Raw genomic sequence first — 16,323 nt, forward strand, 5'->3', positions numbered from 1 at the left:
TTCCACCTCTGTTCCTGAGTTCAGAACATGTACTACCTGTTTCGTATTAACCACTTGCGAATAAACCCCTTAATCCCCTGAACTTTGGTTTCTATGGCAGCATCGCTTGCCAGATAACGAACAGCTAGAAGATGAACGTCTTTAGCTGCTGCGCTGTTTGGGTAGGCTAGAATGAACGGTACTTGTCTTTTCACGGCCTGAACCACATGGGAATCACTGCTGATATGACCCAAGAAAGGAAGATTCAGTTGTAAAAACCGGCTAGCTGCCATTCGAATTTTATCACTAGTTGTTGCTGCTTCCCGTATGTCCCCGGCTTGATTGACAATAAGTCTGAAAGAAACATCGGGTTGAGAGTTATGTACCACTTTCATTAGTGCATAGGCGTCAGTTATAGCCGTTGGCTCTGGGGTGGTGACCACCAGACAGTCATCGGCAGACGAGATGAATTTCATCGTTTCCTTGGACAAGCCAGCACCTGTATCAAACAGAATAAAATCCATGCTGTCGGCAATCTCGGCGATCTGGGTTGTAAAATAATTGAGATCAGCCTCAGAGAGCGAGAACAGCACGTCCATGCCAGAGCCTCCTGCAATGAAAGGAAGATCTTGCGGCCCGAGTTGAACGACCCGGTGAATATCGGCTTCTCTTGTTAGCAAATGATAGAGATTATATCTGGGAGAGACCCCCATTAACACATCTATGTTCGCCATCCCGATATCAGCGTCGAATAAAAGAACTTTCTTGCCCAGTGACTGAAGGGCCAACGCAAAATTCAGTGTGAAATTCGATTTGCCAACACCGCCTTTTCCACTGCAGACTGTAATAACCCTGGCAGCAGAACCTTCCTTGGTTATACGTTTGGTGTCTTGGCTGGACACAAGATGTCTTAAAGATTGCGCTTGATCCATTAATACCCACCTGTTCCCAAGAGCATATCAGATAGTTCTTTTTCAGAAGCAAGTAAGAGATCATCCGGAACGTTCTGCCCATTGGTCAAGTAAGACAAGGTTAACGGAAAATCATTCAGTACATTGAAAAGAGGACCGTAGCTTCCCGTTTCATCCAGCTTCGTAAAGATTACTTTATCCAGCGGATACCTGCCGAAATGCTCGGCAATCTTCTTCATATCCCGGCTCTTGGAGGTCATGCTAAGAACCAGATAAGTCTCGCTCCTTAGCTCCTTGGCCAGCAGGCTCTGCAATTCAGCAACAAGCATCTCATTGCGGTAATTGCGTCCCGCTGTATCCATCAATACGAGATCACAGCTTTCGAGTCGGAACATCGCCCGCTGCAGATCTCCCGGTGACTGAACCACTTCCAGTGGAATGTTCAGAATAGACGCATAGGTTCGTAGCTGATCTACAGCCGATATCCGGTATGTATCCGAGGTGATCAAGCCCACTCTACGGCCATACTTGAAGAGTTGCTCGGCGGCCAACTTGGCAATTGTCGTTGTTTTACCAACGCCAGTAGGTCCGGCAATGTATACGATCTGTGTATCCGGGCTTATCCCCTGAGCTACACGGCCCTTGAGAAAGCTGCTGATCTGTTCAGCCAAACATTGATCGAACTGCTCAGGTCTCCAGGTTCGCCCTTCATCATTCCAGCGGTCAAAAATAGTGCTAATCCACTCTTCAACCAGCACCGTATCCATCTCCTGATCCACCAGTTGGCTCCTGAGTATCTCCAGGCTATCCGGCAATTCACGCGAGCCTGAGGAGTGACGAGCAATCCGTTCCATCCACTGCTTCATTTCGCGAATTTCCCGCAACACCTCAGGATCAGGCGCTGATGCTTCATTTATAACAGGCCTTCTCGCCTCCTCTATGAAGTCAACATTTAGGAGCGGGAACTCAGGCTCCTTACTCAGCAAAGGCTGTTTCATCTCCTCCGAAGTCGAAGGCGGATCTTGTCGCAAGGCCGGAGCTGGCACAACCGGTGCCTCCTGAATACCTATGGCCTCAGACAGGGCTGCGGCAATCTCGGCAAACGTGCGGTTCTCCGCAGGAGCTGGTTTCTCTTCAACAGCCTGCGGCGTGGCAGATGCTCTTTTATACGCCTGCGGAACGGCATTGCGCGGTATGCTAAGAGAAGGCGCTGGCGGCGGTGCCGGAGCAGCTGGCTTCTGCTCCTTCTCTACGGCAGCAACCACTTCTATCTTTTTCTTTTGGAAGAGTCCGATAAACCCGCCTACTTTGATCTCTTTGGTACTAAGAATGACGGCGTCGCTGCCTAGCTCATTGCGGATGGACAACATAGCATCAGGCATCGTATCCACCACATAACGCTTCACTCTCATAGATTCACCACTCCAACGCTTTGAATTTCAATGTTCGGTTCAAGCTCGCTGTAAGAGAGCACCGGAATATCCTGCATCGTGCGTTCAATCACCTGCCGCAAATACATGCGGATATTCGGTGAGGTCAGCACAATTGGTTGCTGTCCCGACTGAAGCAGCCGATTGATCTGCTCGGTCAGTCGCTGATAGACCGTTTGTGTGGACACCGGATCCAGTGCAAGATAACTGCCCTGCTCCGATTGCTGCACACTTTCCGAGATTTTCTTTTCCAGTGTCGGCCCTACGGTTATTACCCGCAGCGTCTCCCCGGTTTGGGAGAACTGTTGGGTAATTTGTCGCGACAAGGACTGACGCACGTACTCGGTAAGAATGTCAGGGTCCTTGGTGTAGGTTCCATAGTCTGCGAGCGTCTCGAAGATGGTTACGAGATCCCGGATGGAAATCTTCTCACGAAGTAATTTCCCCAGCACCTTCTGTACATCCCCAATGGCCAATACCGAAGGAATGAGCTCATCCACAAGTACAGGGTAGTTCTCCCGCAAATTGTCGACCAGCATTTTGGTTTCCTGACGTCCGAGCAACTCATGCCCGTGGCGCTTAATCAGTTCAGTAAGATGTGTCGCTACTACAGACGGCGGGTCTACTACGGTATAACCTGACAACTCAGCACGTTCTTTTACGGATTCGTCAATCCACAGAGCTGGCAGTCCAAAAGAAGGCTCCACGGTTTCAATCCCGTTGATAGACTCATCATCATATCCTGGGCTCATGGCAAGATAGTGATTAAGTAATAATTCACCGCCGCCAACGTTATTTCCTTTAATTTTGATGACATATTCATTCGGTTTTAGTTGAATATTGTCGCGAATGCGAATAACAGGCACCACTAGTCCCATCTCAAGCGCACATTGCCGCCTGATCATGATAATTCTGTCGAGCAAGTCCCCGCCCTGGCCCGTATCTGCCAAAGGAATCAAGCCGTAGCCAAATTCGAACTCAATCGGATCGACTGAAAGCAAGTTGATAACACTTTCGGGGCTGCGCACTTCTTCGATCTGCTTTTCTTCCACAAGCTGTTCTTCCGCAATCTGCTTTTTATTGAGATTCTGACTCATCCGGTAAGCAGCAAAGGCCATCAATCCAGCTAACGGCAACGTTGTTGTGAGATGAATCGGTGTAAATAATCCCAGGAAGGCTACCGTTACAGCTACAATATATAGCAGCTTTGGATAAGACAATAATTGTCCTGTCAAATCCTCTGCCAGATTGCCTTCCGAAGAAGCGCGGGTAACGATCAAACCGGCAGCGGTCGAGATGAGCAAGGCAGGAATCTGGCTGACCAGTCCGTCACCAATAGTCAGTACAGAATAAGTTGACAGTGCTTCAGCAAAAGGCATTCCGTGCACTACCATCCCGATGATAAATCCGCCGATCAGGTTAATAAGGAGGATAATGATGCTGGCAATAGCGTCCCCTTTGACAAACTTACTGGCCCCGTCCATCGCACCGTAGAAGTCTGCTTCACGTTCTACTTTCTGACGACGCTCACGGGCCTGCTGTTCATTGATCATGCCGGCGTTGAGATCGGCATCTATACTCATTTGCTTTCCGGGCATCGCATCGAGTGTGAATCTCGCGCCTACCTCGGCGACACGCTCGGAACCTTTGGTGATAACTATAAATTGAACAACTACCAGAATCAGAAACACGACAAAACCGACAGCAATTTGTCCGCCGGCAATCCAGCTACCGAAGGTAGCAACAACAGCACCTGCATCACCTTCAGAGAGAATCAGCTTGGTTGTTGAGATGTTCAGCGCCAGGCGGAACAACGTTGTAATCAGAAGCAATGCAGGAAAGATTGAAAACTGCAAAGCTTCCTTAGTATTCATAGCCACCAATATGATGGTTAACGCAATTGAAATATTAACAACCAGTAAAACGTCCAGAAGCCAGGACGGGATAGGCAGAATCATCATAAGCACAATACCGATGATGCCCACCAAAACAGATAGATCTCTAGCTTTCAATGTCCTTAACCTCCCCCGCCTTATCTCTTCTTACCTTTAAGCTTGTATACATACGCCAGTACTTCGGCAACTGCCTGGAACAAATCTGCAGGGACGGTATCCCCGATTTCAGCCCTCTGGAACAGCGCCCGTGCAAGCGGCTTGTTTTCCATAGTCACAACGCCATGCTCCTTGGCCAGCTCCCGGATTCGGAGTGCCACGTAGTCCTGGCCCTTGGCAATAATCTGTGGCGCCTCCATCATGGAACCGTCGTATTTCAGTGCTACTGCAAAGTGCGTCGGATTCGTTATGATCACATCCGCTTTAGGAACTTCCTGCATCATCCGCTGCATAGCCATCCTGCGTTGGCGCTCCCTGATCTTGCCTTTAATTAGAGGGTCACCCTCCATTTTCTTATACTCGTCCTTGATATCCTGCTTGGACATTTTAAGACTCTTCTCATGCTCATATTTCTGATACATATAATCGAGAAAAGCCATAACCATCAGTACTGCGCCTATCTTGAGTCCGAGTGTCATTGTCAGCTTGGCTACGAATTTGAAAATTCCTTCCGTATCGATATGCGACAGTGACATGATGTTTCTTTTTTGCCCCCATAGCGTACTGTAGACTAAATACGCAATCAGAAGCAGCTTGAGGATGGATTTAAGAAATTCCACCAGTGAGCGCATAGAAAAAATATTTTTAAATCCTTTGATCGGATTAATTTTGCTGAACTTGGGGGTTAGCCCTTGTCCGGATGCCATAAAGCCGACCTGCATGATATTGGAGACCAATGCCATAAAAAAAGTAACCCCAAACAGCGGAGCCAGTAGCAAAAGCACCTGCACTCCGTACCCGCTGAACATTTTCATCACATTCTCTGGTGTAATCTCCTGCAGCATCCTATTTTGAAAAATATCCATATACAAAGTCATAAAGCGTTCCTTCATATAACCGCCAAACATGGATAAACTTAGCACTGCGGATAACAGCACGACAGCACCCGACAGCTCCGCACTTTTGGCTACTTGGCCTTTTTTGCGCGCATCCTGTCGTTTTTTAGGGGTTGCTTTTTCTGTTTTTTCTCCCCCGAAATGCTGAAGATCCAGTTTATAGCGCCTAGGCTGCGGCATAACTATCTCTCCTTATGGTCACCTATGGACTATTCCCCATCAGCTTCAGCAAGTTGTGCATAGATTCAAACAAAATATCGAACATGCTTCTGAAAAGAACTGCCAAACCTGGCATCAGCAAAAGTAGAAGCGCCAGACCAATAATGATTTTAAGCGGAACCCCAATCACAAATACATTGTATTGAGGAGCCGTTCTAGCCAGAAAAGCAAGGCCAATATCCGTCAGAAACAATGCCGCCACCAAGGGCGCAGACATTTGAAAAGCAAGGATAAACGATTGGGCAAATGTACGAACAAGGAATTCCGACAAGCTGCCGTCTATCATTTTCAGGAATAGTTCATTATTAATAGGAACCCAATTATAGCTGTACACGATTGCATCCAGCAGATAATGATGTCCGTTCATACTCAAGAACATCAGTAGCGCAATCATATACTTGAAGTTACCGAAAATCGGTGCGGAAGCTCCAGTCATCGGATCAATGACATTCGCAATCCCGAATCCGATTTGGATATCAATAAAGGAACCCGCTGTTTGTATCGCCATAAAGATGAGGTAGCCTATGAAACCCAGTAGGAGTCCAACTAAAATCTCTTTGGCAATCAGTAGAACATAACTAATGTCCTGCGGAACAACCAACCCGGTTCCACTCGCACTAAACACTACCAGTGCTACAAAAAAGGAAAGACCGATCTTGAAGGTCATCGGCACTCCATTGGACGAAAACACAGGAACGACAACAAAAAATGCTGAAATTCGACAAAAAAACAACAGAAAGACGGGAAAACTTTGCAGCATGATCTCCATATCCGTTACTTACCGATGTACATATGGAGATTGCCCAAAATCTGGCTTGTAAAGTCGACCAATTTCGTAATGATCCAAGGCCCGAACAGCAGCAAGGCCAGCATTACTGCGACGATTTTGGGAACAAACGCTAGCGTTTGCTCCTGAATCTGTGTCGTAGCTTGAAAGATACTGATAATTAGCCCAACCGCCAGACCCAGAATCAGCATGGGCGCGCTAGTTTCCAGCACGATATATACGGCTTGGCCAGCTAGACCGATAATAAATTCCGTACTCATCCCTATGCCTCCTCATAAACGTCAGGTGTTAAAGCTCAATAGCAGTGATTTTATGACCAGGTACCAGCCGTCTACTAGTACAAAGAGCATAATTTTGAAAGGTAACGAGATCATAACTGGCGGTAGCATCATCATCCCCATTGCCATCAGGGTACTGGCTACCACAATATCAATAATTAAGAATGGTATGAAAATAAGAAAACCCATAGTAAATGCTTTTTTCATTTCACCGATTGCAAAAGCAGGTACAATGACCGTTAATGGGATGTCGCTGTATGTAGCCGGCTTGTCTGTCCCCGTATACCCTGTATATTTCATAAACAGTAACAGGTCTTTGGAATTCGTCTGTTTGAACATGAATTCCTTCATTGGATCAGCTGCCTTGTTCAGCGCCTCGCTCTGAGTAATTGTACCTTTCATATAAGGCTGCAGTGCCGTCTCATTAATGGTTGAGAATGTTGGTGCCATCACGAATAGCGTAAGGAAAAGAGCAAGCCCTACCAGCACCTGGTTCGGCGGCATCGATTGTGTACCGAGCGAGGTTCTGACAAAGCCCAGTACAATGACAATCCGGGTAAAACTGGTCATCAGGATAACAAATGCCGGGGCAACACTCAGAACCGTAATAAGAAGCAATATGGATATAGAACTGGTACCCCCGCTGGAACTATCACTACCCCCAATTTGCACATTAATATTAGGGATAGGATCAGCGTGCATCGTATGAATCATAAGAATGCTAAGGCTACTGAGCAGCAGAAAAGCGAGAATTAGCTTTTTTTTCATAAATCCCTCGACTCATTCTTGGCGGCATCTTCCCGAAGCAGCTCCTCCATCTTCTCTTTGCGCTCAGGCGCAGAGCGAAGTTTGGATTGAAGTGTCTCATAAAAGGATGATGTTTCACTAAGTTCAATTTCCTGAGATGAAACCTTCCCGCGCTGCCTGTTTCTTAGTTTAGAGATAAGCGGCACGAGAAAGTTGTTACGGCCCGAGGATTGATCCTCGAAGGCCGATATAATCAACGCTACCTCATCCGGGTCGGTCACCTTATCCAATATGGATACGTCCTCTCCGACTCCGATCAGGTACAGGCTGCTGCCAACCTCAATGACTTGCATCGACTTGCCCGGACCAAGCCCCACCGCACCAAGTGTGCGCATGGAGCGTCCGCTCATCCAAGTCTGATTGCGGCGGCCAAGAAAGCGGATCAGCAGCACAATAAGAACAATGATCACCGCAAGAACTAAAATAACGTTAAACAAGTTCAGCAGGGTATTACCCGTTCCAAGCGGTTCTGTGTTGCTCGGCATATCTGGTTCCTACACGCCCAGCGTTTTGTTTATCGCTTCAATAACACGGTCTGCTTGGAACGGCTTCACAATAAAGTCCTTAGCACCCGCTTGGATTGCATCGATAACCATAGCCTGCTGGCCCATGGCGGAACACATAATAACCTTGGCGCTTGCATCCACTTTTTTGATTTCTTTCAGGGCGGCAATTCCGTCCATCTCAGGCATAGTAATGTCCATCGTGATCAGATCAGGACGCAGTTCCTTAAATTTCTCGATCGCCTGAGAACCGTCCTGGGCTTCGCCCACTACTTCAAATCCGTTCTTGGTCAAGATATCCCGGATCATCATTCTCATAAATGCTGCATCGTCCACGATTAGAATTCGATTAGCCATTTTTACAAAATCCTCCCTAAGTACGCTATTGTAATTTTTGAATACGGTCCCACTGGCTGACGATATCCGTAACACGAACACCGAAGTTCTCGTCGATAACTACGACTTCCCCTTTGGCAATAAGTTTGTTGTTAACCAGGATGTCTACAGGCTCACCGGCCAGCTTGTCCAACTCGATAATCGAGCCTTGCGACATTTCCAAAATATCTTTAATCTGCTTCTGGGTCCTTCCTAATTCTACGGTGACTTTCAGTGGTATGTCCATCAATAAATTTAAATTATTTTCGTCAATGTTGCCGAAGGCGCCCCCATTAAGATTGGCAAATTGCACCGGCTGGACATTGACATTGCGATTCTGTGCCGGGTTAGGCAGCGGTGGTGTCTGCGCATATGGCATTCCTTGCGGCGGCATCCCGTATGGCGGTATACCAGGCATTCCATACGCAGGCATTCCTGCTGGCGGATAATAGTACCCACCTTCCGGCATTCCCGGATACGGCGGCACTCCCTGTGGCGGATAAGGCTGCTGAGCCCCTCCCTGAGGCTGCTGTGGCGGCGCCTGCTGGACCGGAGGTGCTTCTGGAGCCGGTTGGGCAGGTGCTGGTGCAGACATCGTTGTTGAAGCTGCTGTCTCCTGCTCAGTAGGCGTTACATCACCAATCAGCATCGTAACCATGTCTTTGGCAAAACGCACGGGCAAAAGCTGCATGATGGTCGAATCGATCAAATCACCGATTTTAAGCCGGAAAGCAATGCGAATCAGTGTCTCATCATCAGGCAGACTTCCTACGCCTTCTCCGCTAGACATGTTAAGAATGTCAATCCCGGGTGGTGAGATATTAACAAACCGATTGAAGATGGTCGACATCGACGTTGCGGAAGACCCCATCATCTGGTTCATAGCTTCCTGAACTGCACTGATATGGATTTCGTTCAGCTCTTCTTCCTTAGGTTCACCCTCTCCGCCAAGCATTAGATCAGCAATAACCTGTGCATCACGGATCTTGATCACGAGTGAATTAATTCCTTGGAACCCGTCGACATATTGCACATGAACCGCTACATGCGGCTTAGGAAACGTCTCTTCAAACTCACCCCGTGTAATAATAGATACTTGAGGTGTTGTAATATCAACCTTTTTGCCCAGCAATGTGGACAATGCGGTCGCCGCACTGCCAAACGTTATATTCCCTATTTCACCCAAGGCATCCTGCTCAAACGGTGTCAGAAAATCATCTACCGTCTTTACCGCTGCAGGCATCGTGCCCTCCGCAGATTGTCGCAGAAGAGCGTCGATTTCTTCCTGGGATAAGTAGTCTTTACTCGTCAAGTTCCTCAACTCCTTCATGGACAATCTCGTCTATTTGAACCGCTACCCGATCCTTAATCATGCCGGGACTTCCAATGAATTTCAGCTTGTCTCCTACCTTAATCGACAGTCCGGAATCCACATTTCTGTTCAGTGAGATTACATCACCGACACTAAGTCCGAGAAACTCGGCTATGGACAGCCTGGATTCACCAAGCTCAGCCACAATCGGTAGCTGTGCCTTATGTACCCTTGCTTTTATTGCATTAATTTCTTCTGGATCTCTCGTCTTCTTCTCTGAAACGAACCATTGGTGCACCGAAAGTCGGGACATAATTGGCTCCAGCACGACGTGAGGAATACATAAATTGATCATCCCAGTTGTGTCCCCGATCTTAGTGCTTAAGGAAATCAGGGCAATCGTCTCATTTGGTGACACGATTTGCATAAACTGTGGATTGGTCTCCAGCGCTTCCATACGCGGCTCAATATCCAGAACCGTCTTCCAGGCTTCCTGCAAGCTTTCAAAGCACCGGCTGAAAATGCGCTCCATAATCGTTGTTTCAATTTCGGTTAACGAATTAATTTTGGATGGTGCAGTTCCGAAACCGCCAAGTAGCCTGTCAAGCATGGCAAAAGCGATATTCGGGTGTACCTCCATAACCATTCGCCCTTCCAGGGGCTCGGCTTCAAAGATATTCAAAATCGTCATTTTTGGAATGGAGCGGATAAACTCATCATAAGGGAGCTGCTCTACCTGAACGACATTGATCTGCACAAACGTGCGCAATTGGGCTGAAAAGTACGTTGTCAAATAGCGGGCGAAATTCTCATGAATCCGCGTAAGACTGCGGATATGATCTTTCGAAAAACGTACAGCCCGTTTGAAGTCATAGGAGCGAACCTTTTTCTGTGTTTCTTCTTTCTTAAGCTCATCGGCATCCATTTCACCGGATGACAGTGCAGCAAGCAGAGCATCAATTTCGTTTTGTGAAAGTACATCAACCAATTCAATCACCCCCCCATCAAGGATTTATCCCCCGGTTACTACTGTCTTGCAAGTACGAAATTGGTAACTTGAATCTGAGTCAGCTTGCCTTCAGTCAACGATTTGTTAATCAGATTGACTAGCTTGCTGGTAAGCTGATCCTTACCGCTTGCTCCATTTAACTCTTCAGGCTTTGAGTCCGCAAGCGTCTTGATAATAATAGGTTTGATTTTAATCTCTTGGATCTTCTCAAACGCTTCTTTGGATTTCACAGAATCCAGTTGAAAAGCCAAATTTATTAAAACGATATAATCGGGGTCAGCTGAATTAGTTTTGATGTCCTTGATTTCAGCCGTTAGTGCGACAATCTCATCAGCACTTAAACGCTTCGTCTGCACATTTTGCACGGCTTGATCCACATCATTGGAATTGCTTGGGAATAGCTTGTCCATTAACAGAAACGCAGCCACTACTATCAAAGTGATTGCCAGTAATATTGTAATGAGCCAAGGCAGCATCTTTTTCATGAAAGCTCCTCCAAGTTTTGGAATTTAATGGTGGCCGCATTCGTGCCGATGTCCTTGTTGTAATCACGGATTTTTGCAATGACCTCATCGGCTTTCTCAAGCACGATCAGTCTCTTTCCCGTCACCAGCGTAATATACGTGTCCGGGCTTTCCTCAACCATCTCCACCAGCAGGGCATTCAGCCACATGGGTGTACCATTTAATCTTGTTACGGAAATCATGACAGGCCTCCTAACAAAAATAGGGAGAGGAGAACCTCTCCCCCGATTGTGCATCCTCGCCTATTGGCGAACGTTATAATTTATAATAGCAAGCTATTAAATCAATTTCATAATTCCATAAGTGAGCGTCTAATCATCGATATCTAGTTGTACATGTTTTTGGTATAACTAGATACTGCCCCTATTCGGATGAAAATCCGCATTATGAAATTGATTCATTAATAACGTTATTTAAAATTAACGCTTCAGATTCACAACTTCTTGCAGAATTTCGTCAGAAGTTGTAATAATGCGTGAGTTGGCCTGGAAACCGCGCTGTGTCACGATCATTTCCGTAAACTCTCCGGTGAGATCCACATTGGACATCTCCAGCTGACCTGCAACGATGGACCCCGTTCCGGCTTCAGCATTGTTCGCAGTGGTAGGCTCAAGTACGCCATCCGGATTAGCATTCAAGGTCATCCGGTACAGATTTCCACCGATTTTCTCCAAACCTTGCGGATTGGCAACTTTGCCGACTCCGATTTGAGGTCCTGGCTCGGTTGTGCCGTCAGCTCTCGATAAGATAATCGTGCCGTCGCTGGAAATGGAGAAAGCTGTTACGTCTTCGTCGAACACGATGGGATCCCCGTTGGAATCCACAACATGCAGACCGTCAGAGGTTAAGAGGTTGCCTGCTGAATCCGGCTTGAAATCCCCTGCACGCGTCAGGAAAGGTGTTTCCTGGTCTCCATTAAGCTTCACGAGGAAAAATCCATCCCCGTCAATCCGCAGGTCAGTTGGATTGTTGGTGGTCATCGCACTACCTTGCAGATGCATCGTATCAATAGAACCAATGCTTACACCAAGACCTACCTGCTTCGCATTCACCCCGCCTTGTCCGCCATCGGTTGGAGCCGTAACACCGGATACCGTCTGACTCATGATGTCCTTAAACATAACTCGACCGGATTTGAAACCTACAGTGTTGACATTTGCAATGTTGTTACCGATGACATCAAGCTTGGTTTGGAAACCGCGCATTCCTGAGACCCCAGAATACATTGATCTTAACATTTAATGTCGTCCTCCCAGATTATAGAGTCTATATGACTCGTGGAATGTAAAGCTATTTGGAGTTAAGAACCGCTTCAGTCGGTCGGCGGCCTCTCCGGCTCTCCGTTAGGACCGGCCGGTTTTAAGATATAATTACTGCACTATCAATTTGCGTAAACACGTTGTCTTTCATCGAGCTGCCATCCATAGCCGTAACCACTGTGCGGTTAGGTACGCTGACAATCAGCGCCATATCCTTCATTAATATCAATGACTCTTTGCTTCCCTTGGCAGCAGCCTTGTCTACTGCGGATGAAATCTCATCCAACTGACGACTTCCAAGTTCAATCCCTCTTTGTTCCAATCTCTTAGCGGCATGGTTGCTGAATTTCAGCATATTCCGCTGCAGTAAGCTCTCAAAGGATGACTCCGGGGCTGCTGCATCTTTGGCAACGGACGGTCGCTGCAGGATTGAAGGATGAACGGCTGCCGGATACAGCTGGCCTATGGTCATCCGGTCACTCATTGCTCCGCCCCGCTCTCCTTGTCATTGACCGAAGAATCTCCAACGTCATTAGCGTCCGCTTTGGTATCGACTGGACTTGCGTCATTATTTCCAGTTCCGTTGTCTGGTGTATTCTCGGTTTGCGGCACTTCATTCTGAATTTTGGTAATGTCAGTCAATGCAATTTTGTCATTGCCAACCACCGCATACTGAAGACCATTGCTCACCAGAATGGAGTCTACTTTGCCGGATTTCTCCTCAAAAGTCTTACTATCCATCCAGGTTACTTGCTTTCCGATCAGCCCAGAAACAGAGCCAAGTGACTGGTTCATTTCCGTCAGCTGCTTTGAGATGTTTGTGAGCTGCTCTACCGAAGTAAACTGTGCCATCTGAGCAATAAACTCTTTATCCTCCATCGGTTGCAGTGGATTTTGATTTTGCAGCTGGGTAATCAAAATTTTCAGAAACTGATCTTTTCCCAACTTGGAATCACCGGTTGTCTTCTTGTTGTTATCCTCAGGATTAAAATTCCACTGGTCCCTGCTCGATACCGGTGGTGTTGTTGTAGCCATCGTCGTTCACCTCTCTTCTTCCCGTTTAGATTTTAGCTGAGAAGGAACCTCCGTGATTACGTTCTTCGCTTCCTTCACTCGCTACCCAATCTCTCCATTCACCAGTAAGCTCCGCCGCAAGAACGGCATCTCCAGAGTCTTCACTGCGTTGCTTCGAACGGTTGTTTCCGGACTGTTGTCCACCTGAGCCTGGTTGGCGTCCTTCCTGCCCGAATTGGGAATGCAGTGGTGTATTGTTCTGAGTCACTTCCAGTTTCTCTACCTGCAAGCCCTGGGACTGCAATGCCGCACGTAGCTGAGTCATTTGCTGTTCCAGCATATCTTTAGTGGCTGCATGCTCAGTCATGAACTGCGCGACAAGATGACCATTCTGCATCGTAATTTTGACATCAACCTGTCCAAGATGTTCCGGGAATAATGAAATCGTAGCTTCAGCAGCACTGCCTTTTCTCACGATCTCTAACTTTCCTGTAATAAAGCCTGTCATTTCTTCAGCAAACTGATGTACAGGAACCTGAGGTATAGGGGCTTCCGCTTTATGCAGCGAAGTAACGCCGCCACGTAGAGATAATTGACCTGCAGTGATGATTTCATGATCGCCAGCTTCTGCTGGTTTCACCTGTGCCGACTCCTCTTCCTTCGAAACCGCTGTGACAGAACCAGCCGTTACTGCTTTAGCTTCAGAAACAGTTGGGGTGCCAGCCTGTTCTCCCGTTATACTTTGCTGTACAGTGGTTGGGGAGGATACCGCCGTGCCTTTAACTGTCGTCGCGTCTACTAGAGTAGGCCGAAGCACAGGCGCTGCCTTCTCTTGAGTCTTATCCTTACTGTCCACACCTAAAAGCTGTTCAAAGGAAGCCGTGGATGACTGAACGTTAGGAGCATTTGCTGTGCTCGTTTGTTTAACAGATGGCACTACTTGTTCTAGCATTGCCGAGAGCTGGTTTACCAGTTCAACACCTTTGGCGACTGCAGCTTCGTCTCCTTTATCCGCTGATTGCTGAATCACATTGACCAGATGATGAAGCTCATCCTGAAGCGCAAATCGCAAAGTGGCTGAGTGCTGGGCTAGAGGCGGTAAGCTACTCTCCAGGCCTTCACCTCTAGAACCTCCACCTTCAGTTGACTGTTGAGGCGTGTTTCCTACCGCCGCCACCAGCATCAACCATCCCTGAAGCGCCGCTTGCAGCACAGGATCATTGCTGATCTTGTCATCCTGTTTCTCCAGTTCCTCTGTCATAGCTTTTAGCAAATCCTCAGGCTTCTGCTGACCTTGCTGATCACCAGATTCGCTTACAGTTTGCTGCGTAGCGGTGAGCAGTCCCATCAGCAATGAGGTTAAGTCTCCCACTGTCTGCGGGGTAACTGACGTAGCATTTGTACCCATCGTTTGTACAAGTGTCTGGGCGAAAGGCTGTGTTGTGGCTGTGGCAGCACCCGCTGCAGTCCCAGACTGAGAATTTCCAGCTAATGCATTGCTGCCCAAAAGGGATTGAATAATCAAACTCATTGTAATTGTTCACCTCCTTTCAGGTTTACTTGCCACCCATCAGCCGGTTGACAATCTTGGCAGCCTGAGGACTATCATTTTTCGTCATTTCTCCCAAAATAGATGATCGAACCGAATCACTAACGGTGTTCAGAATCGTAATTACTTTATCCGGACTGATCTTGTACATTTCTCCGAGCAGAGATGCCGCATTTGCAGGTGTCATCGTGGAGAATGTTTGATTCAGCTTTTCCTTGTCCAGATTCTTGCTTGTATTTGCAGGCGTTGCCGCTGCTGCTTTGGAATCTTGTTTCAGTCGAGACTGAAGGGCAGCAATAGCCAGGTCCGAAGAAGTTGTCTCTTCCTTCAGCTTAATAGAAACATCCGCTGCTTTCTTCGGATCCATCTTTTCAAGGATTGCGGTTTTGCTGGCATTATTCATCACGCTGAAGATTTGCACCATTTCCTCTTGTGTCAAATTCTCCATGATCGGTGCTGCCTTGGAAGGCTTCATCCCGGCGTAAAGCTTGGCCAAATCCTTGACCTGCTTCAGATAATCATCTTCAGTGGTAGCAGCTTTTGCTTCTTCGGCAGCCTTTGCTTCCTGAGTCATCGCATCCACCTGAGACTCAAGCGCCTGGACCTTGTTGTCCTGAGCCGTTTTCTCTTCAGTAATCTTCTTCAAGTTCTCCTCTTGCTTGGAAAGCTGTGACTTCAATTCTTTAATAGTAGAATTTGAGCTTTCGGCTTGCTTCTGGGCCTGTTGCTTCGGATCCGCAGGTTTGGAAGGATCCGCTGGCGGATCAGGAATCCATTTTTCCAAAATAGGAATCTTATTCGCAATCGCAAACACATTATTGCGGATATCCATATTGAAAAGTGTCAACAGTACGCCTAGCAGTACGAGCGTAAATATAATCGGTATCATCAAGAACAAGAAACGCTCAAACTTTCCTGCTGACCCTTCGTTTTCCAATTCAACTTCGTTATTTGCCACTAGGGGAAACCTCCCGGGTTAGAGGGATTTCATCGCGAAGCGGACGGTAGCCATCTCATCCAGTTCGTTTTGTTCCCGTAAAATCATATTTTGCTGAAACAGCATCTGGGCTTTATCCTTTGCCTTCAGCCATACTTTTTCGTCCAACATTTTATTGCTGAGTTGATCTTGCTTTCTCTGAACTTCCTGATGTGCACGGCCGATATCCGCATGCTTGCGAACAATGCATTTGTCCAGATAATCAACATAATCCTGCATTTCCCGTATCTTCACCATCGGTGTTTTGTGTTCCGCTGCGTTTTGCAGAGCCATCATCAAATCGCTGCGCTGGGCAGTCAATTCCTCGAGGCTTTTCTCCTGTGCCTGCAGTTCTCCGAGCGCGCTTGAGAGCATCCACTCTGCCTGTGTCTTTTCGTTACCCTTCAAGTCTACGACCTTTTGAAACGTATAATGAAATTTCAT

At 47.3% G+C, this 16,323-nt stretch carries 19 protein-coding genes; all 19 read right to left on the reverse strand.

From position 1 onward, the window contains the following. Positions 1–32: 32 nt before the first annotated feature. Positions 33–911: a MinD/ParA family protein gene (locus HPT30_RS13745; RefSeq protein WP_175371929.1), complete on the reverse strand. Its 879-nt coding sequence runs from the start codon at positions 909–911 to the stop codon at positions 33–35. Continuing rightward, the gene (flhF, locus tag HPT30_RS13750; RefSeq protein WP_175371930.1) at positions 911–2,302 is read right to left on the reverse strand and encodes a flagellar biosynthesis GTPase FlhF; all 1,392 of its coding nucleotides are present in this window, start codon (positions 2,300–2,302) and stop codon (positions 911–913) included. Before flhF ends, HPT30_RS13745 begins: the two co-directional genes overlap by 1 nt. After that, positions 2,299–4,332, reverse strand: coding sequence for a flagellar biosynthesis protein FlhA (gene flhA, locus HPT30_RS13755; protein ID WP_175371931.1), 2,034 nt, complete (start codon positions 4,330–4,332; stop codon positions 2,299–2,301). Before flhA ends, flhF begins: the two co-directional genes overlap by 4 nt. A 20-nt stretch (positions 4,333–4,352) precedes the next feature. Beyond that, positions 4,353–5,447 carry a flagellar biosynthesis protein FlhB gene (gene flhB / locus HPT30_RS13760; protein WP_175371932.1) on the reverse strand — a complete coding sequence of 365 codons (1,095 nt, stop codon included), beginning with the start codon at positions 5,445–5,447 and terminating at the stop codon, positions 4,353–4,355. Positions 5,448–5,469: 22 nt separating this feature from the next. Then, entirely contained in the window at positions 5,470–6,255 is a 786-nt protein-coding gene (gene fliR / locus HPT30_RS13765) for a flagellar biosynthetic protein FliR (RefSeq protein ID WP_175371933.1), read from the reverse strand. Between the two features lie 5 nt (positions 6,256–6,260). Further along, positions 6,261–6,533, reverse strand: coding sequence for a flagellar biosynthesis protein FliQ (gene fliQ, locus HPT30_RS13770; RefSeq protein WP_175371934.1), 273 nt, complete (start codon positions 6,531–6,533; stop codon positions 6,261–6,263). A 21-nt stretch (positions 6,534–6,554) separates the two neighbouring features. After that, positions 6,555–7,319: a flagellar type III secretion system pore protein FliP gene (fliP, locus tag HPT30_RS13775; protein WP_175371935.1), complete on the reverse strand. Its 765-nt coding sequence runs from the start codon at positions 7,317–7,319 to the stop codon at positions 6,555–6,557. Further along, positions 7,316–7,843 (reverse strand): flagellar biosynthetic protein FliO, encoded by a 528-nt coding sequence (locus HPT30_RS13780; RefSeq protein ID WP_175371936.1) that lies wholly within the window; start codon positions 7,841–7,843, stop codon positions 7,316–7,318. The genes fliP and HPT30_RS13780 overlap by 4 nt, the downstream gene beginning before the upstream one ends. 9 nt (positions 7,844–7,852) lie before the next feature. Beyond that, the gene (locus HPT30_RS13785; RefSeq protein ID WP_066362129.1) at positions 7,853–8,218 is read right to left on the reverse strand and encodes a response regulator; all 366 of its coding nucleotides are present in this window, start codon (positions 8,216–8,218) and stop codon (positions 7,853–7,855) included. Between the two features lie 25 nt (positions 8,219–8,243). Continuing rightward, positions 8,244–9,548 carry a flagellar motor switch phosphatase FliY gene (fliY, locus tag HPT30_RS13790; protein ID WP_175371937.1) on the reverse strand — a complete coding sequence of 435 codons (1,305 nt, stop codon included), beginning with the start codon at positions 9,546–9,548 and terminating at the stop codon, positions 8,244–8,246. Continuing rightward, complete coding sequence (gene fliM / locus HPT30_RS13795) at positions 9,538–10,536, reverse strand: flagellar motor switch protein FliM (protein WP_175371938.1); 999 nt, start codon at positions 10,534–10,536, stop codon at positions 9,538–9,540. Before fliM ends, fliY begins: the two co-directional genes overlap by 11 nt. A gap of 38 nt (positions 10,537–10,574) precedes the next feature. Beyond that, on the reverse strand, positions 10,575–11,042 hold the full coding sequence (locus tag HPT30_RS13800; RefSeq protein WP_175371939.1) for a flagellar basal body-associated FliL family protein: 468 nt from the start codon (positions 11,040–11,042) through the stop codon (positions 10,575–10,577). Beyond that, on the reverse strand, positions 11,039–11,263 hold the full coding sequence (locus HPT30_RS13805; protein WP_066362138.1) for a flagellar FlbD family protein: 225 nt from the start codon (positions 11,261–11,263) through the stop codon (positions 11,039–11,041). Before HPT30_RS13805 ends, HPT30_RS13800 begins: the two co-directional genes overlap by 4 nt. Before the next feature lie 237 nt (positions 11,264–11,500). Then, complete coding sequence (gene flgG, locus HPT30_RS13810; protein WP_175371940.1) at positions 11,501–12,319, reverse strand: flagellar basal body rod protein FlgG; 819 nt, start codon at positions 12,317–12,319, stop codon at positions 11,501–11,503. Positions 12,320–12,440: 121 nt separating this feature from the next. Next, positions 12,441–12,824 carry a TIGR02530 family flagellar biosynthesis protein gene (locus HPT30_RS13815; RefSeq protein ID WP_175371941.1) on the reverse strand — a complete coding sequence of 128 codons (384 nt, stop codon included), beginning with the start codon at positions 12,822–12,824 and terminating at the stop codon, positions 12,441–12,443. After that, complete coding sequence (locus HPT30_RS13820) at positions 12,821–13,375, reverse strand: flagellar hook capping FlgD N-terminal domain-containing protein (protein WP_175371942.1); 555 nt, start codon at positions 13,373–13,375, stop codon at positions 12,821–12,823. The genes HPT30_RS13815 and HPT30_RS13820 overlap by 4 nt, the downstream gene beginning before the upstream one ends. Before the next feature lie 25 nt (positions 13,376–13,400). After that, on the reverse strand, positions 13,401–14,885 hold the full coding sequence (locus HPT30_RS13825) for a flagellar hook-length control protein FliK (protein ID WP_175371943.1): 1,485 nt from the start codon (positions 14,883–14,885) through the stop codon (positions 13,401–13,403). A 25-nt stretch (positions 14,886–14,910) separates the two neighbouring features. Beyond that, positions 14,911–15,861: a MotE family protein gene (locus HPT30_RS13830; protein ID WP_312876336.1), complete on the reverse strand. Its 951-nt coding sequence runs from the start codon at positions 15,859–15,861 to the stop codon at positions 14,911–14,913. A gap of 18 nt (positions 15,862–15,879) precedes the next feature. Then, on the reverse strand, positions 15,880–16,323 hold the full coding sequence (gene fliJ, locus HPT30_RS13835; protein WP_175371944.1) for a flagellar export protein FliJ: 444 nt from the start codon (positions 16,321–16,323) through the stop codon (positions 15,880–15,882).

Origin of the sequence: Paenibacillus agri (assembly GCF_013359945.1) — a bacterium.
Taxonomy (GTDB): domain Bacteria; phylum Bacillota; class Bacilli; order Paenibacillales; family Paenibacillaceae; genus Paenibacillus_AQ; species Paenibacillus_AQ agri.

Excerpts from the sequence above, each read along its gene's own strand:
- flhF (WP_175371930.1), bottom strand. The coding sequence starts at position 2,302 with ATGAGAGTGAAGCGTTATGTGGTGGATACGATGCCTGATGCTATGTTG.
- flhB (WP_175371932.1), bottom strand. The coding sequence starts at position 5,447 with ATGCCGCAGCCTAGGCGCTATAAACTGGATCTTCAGCATTTCGGGGGA.
- HPT30_RS13780 (WP_175371936.1), bottom strand. The coding sequence starts at position 7,843 with ATGCCGAGCAACACAGAACCGCTTGGAACGGGTAATACCCTGCTGAAC.
- HPT30_RS13745 (WP_175371929.1), bottom strand. The coding sequence starts at position 911 with ATGGATCAAGCGCAATCTTTAAGACATCTTGTGTCCAGCCAAGACACC.
- HPT30_RS13805 (WP_066362138.1), bottom strand. The coding sequence starts at position 11,263 with ATGATTTCCGTAACAAGATTAAATGGTACACCCATGTGGCTGAATGCC.
- HPT30_RS13800 (WP_175371939.1), bottom strand. The coding sequence starts at position 11,042 with ATGAAAAAGATGCTGCCTTGGCTCATTACAATATTACTGGCAATCACT.
- fliQ (WP_175371934.1), bottom strand. The coding sequence starts at position 6,533 with ATGAGTACGGAATTTATTATCGGTCTAGCTGGCCAAGCCGTATATATC.
- HPT30_RS13815 (WP_175371941.1), bottom strand. The coding sequence starts at position 12,824 with ATGAGTGACCGGATGACCATAGGCCAGCTGTATCCGGCAGCCGTTCAT.
- fliP (WP_175371935.1), bottom strand. The coding sequence starts at position 7,319 with ATGAAAAAAAAGCTAATTCTCGCTTTTCTGCTGCTCAGTAGCCTTAGC.
- flgG (WP_175371940.1), bottom strand. The coding sequence starts at position 12,319 with ATGTTAAGATCAATGTATTCTGGGGTCTCAGGAATGCGCGGTTTCCAA.
- HPT30_RS13825 (WP_175371943.1), bottom strand. The coding sequence starts at position 14,885 with ATGAGTTTGATTATTCAATCCCTTTTGGGCAGCAATGCATTAGCTGGA.
- HPT30_RS13820 (WP_175371942.1), bottom strand. The coding sequence starts at position 13,375 with ATGGCTACAACAACACCACCGGTATCGAGCAGGGACCAGTGGAATTTT.
- fliR (WP_175371933.1), bottom strand. The coding sequence starts at position 6,255 with ATGGAGATCATGCTGCAAAGTTTTCCCGTCTTTCTGTTGTTTTTTTGT.
- fliJ (WP_175371944.1), bottom strand. The coding sequence starts at position 16,323 with ATGAAATTTCATTATACGTTTCAAAAGGTCGTAGACTTGAAGGGTAAC.
- HPT30_RS13785 (WP_066362129.1), bottom strand. The coding sequence starts at position 8,218 with ATGGCTAATCGAATTCTAATCGTGGACGATGCAGCATTTATGAGAATG.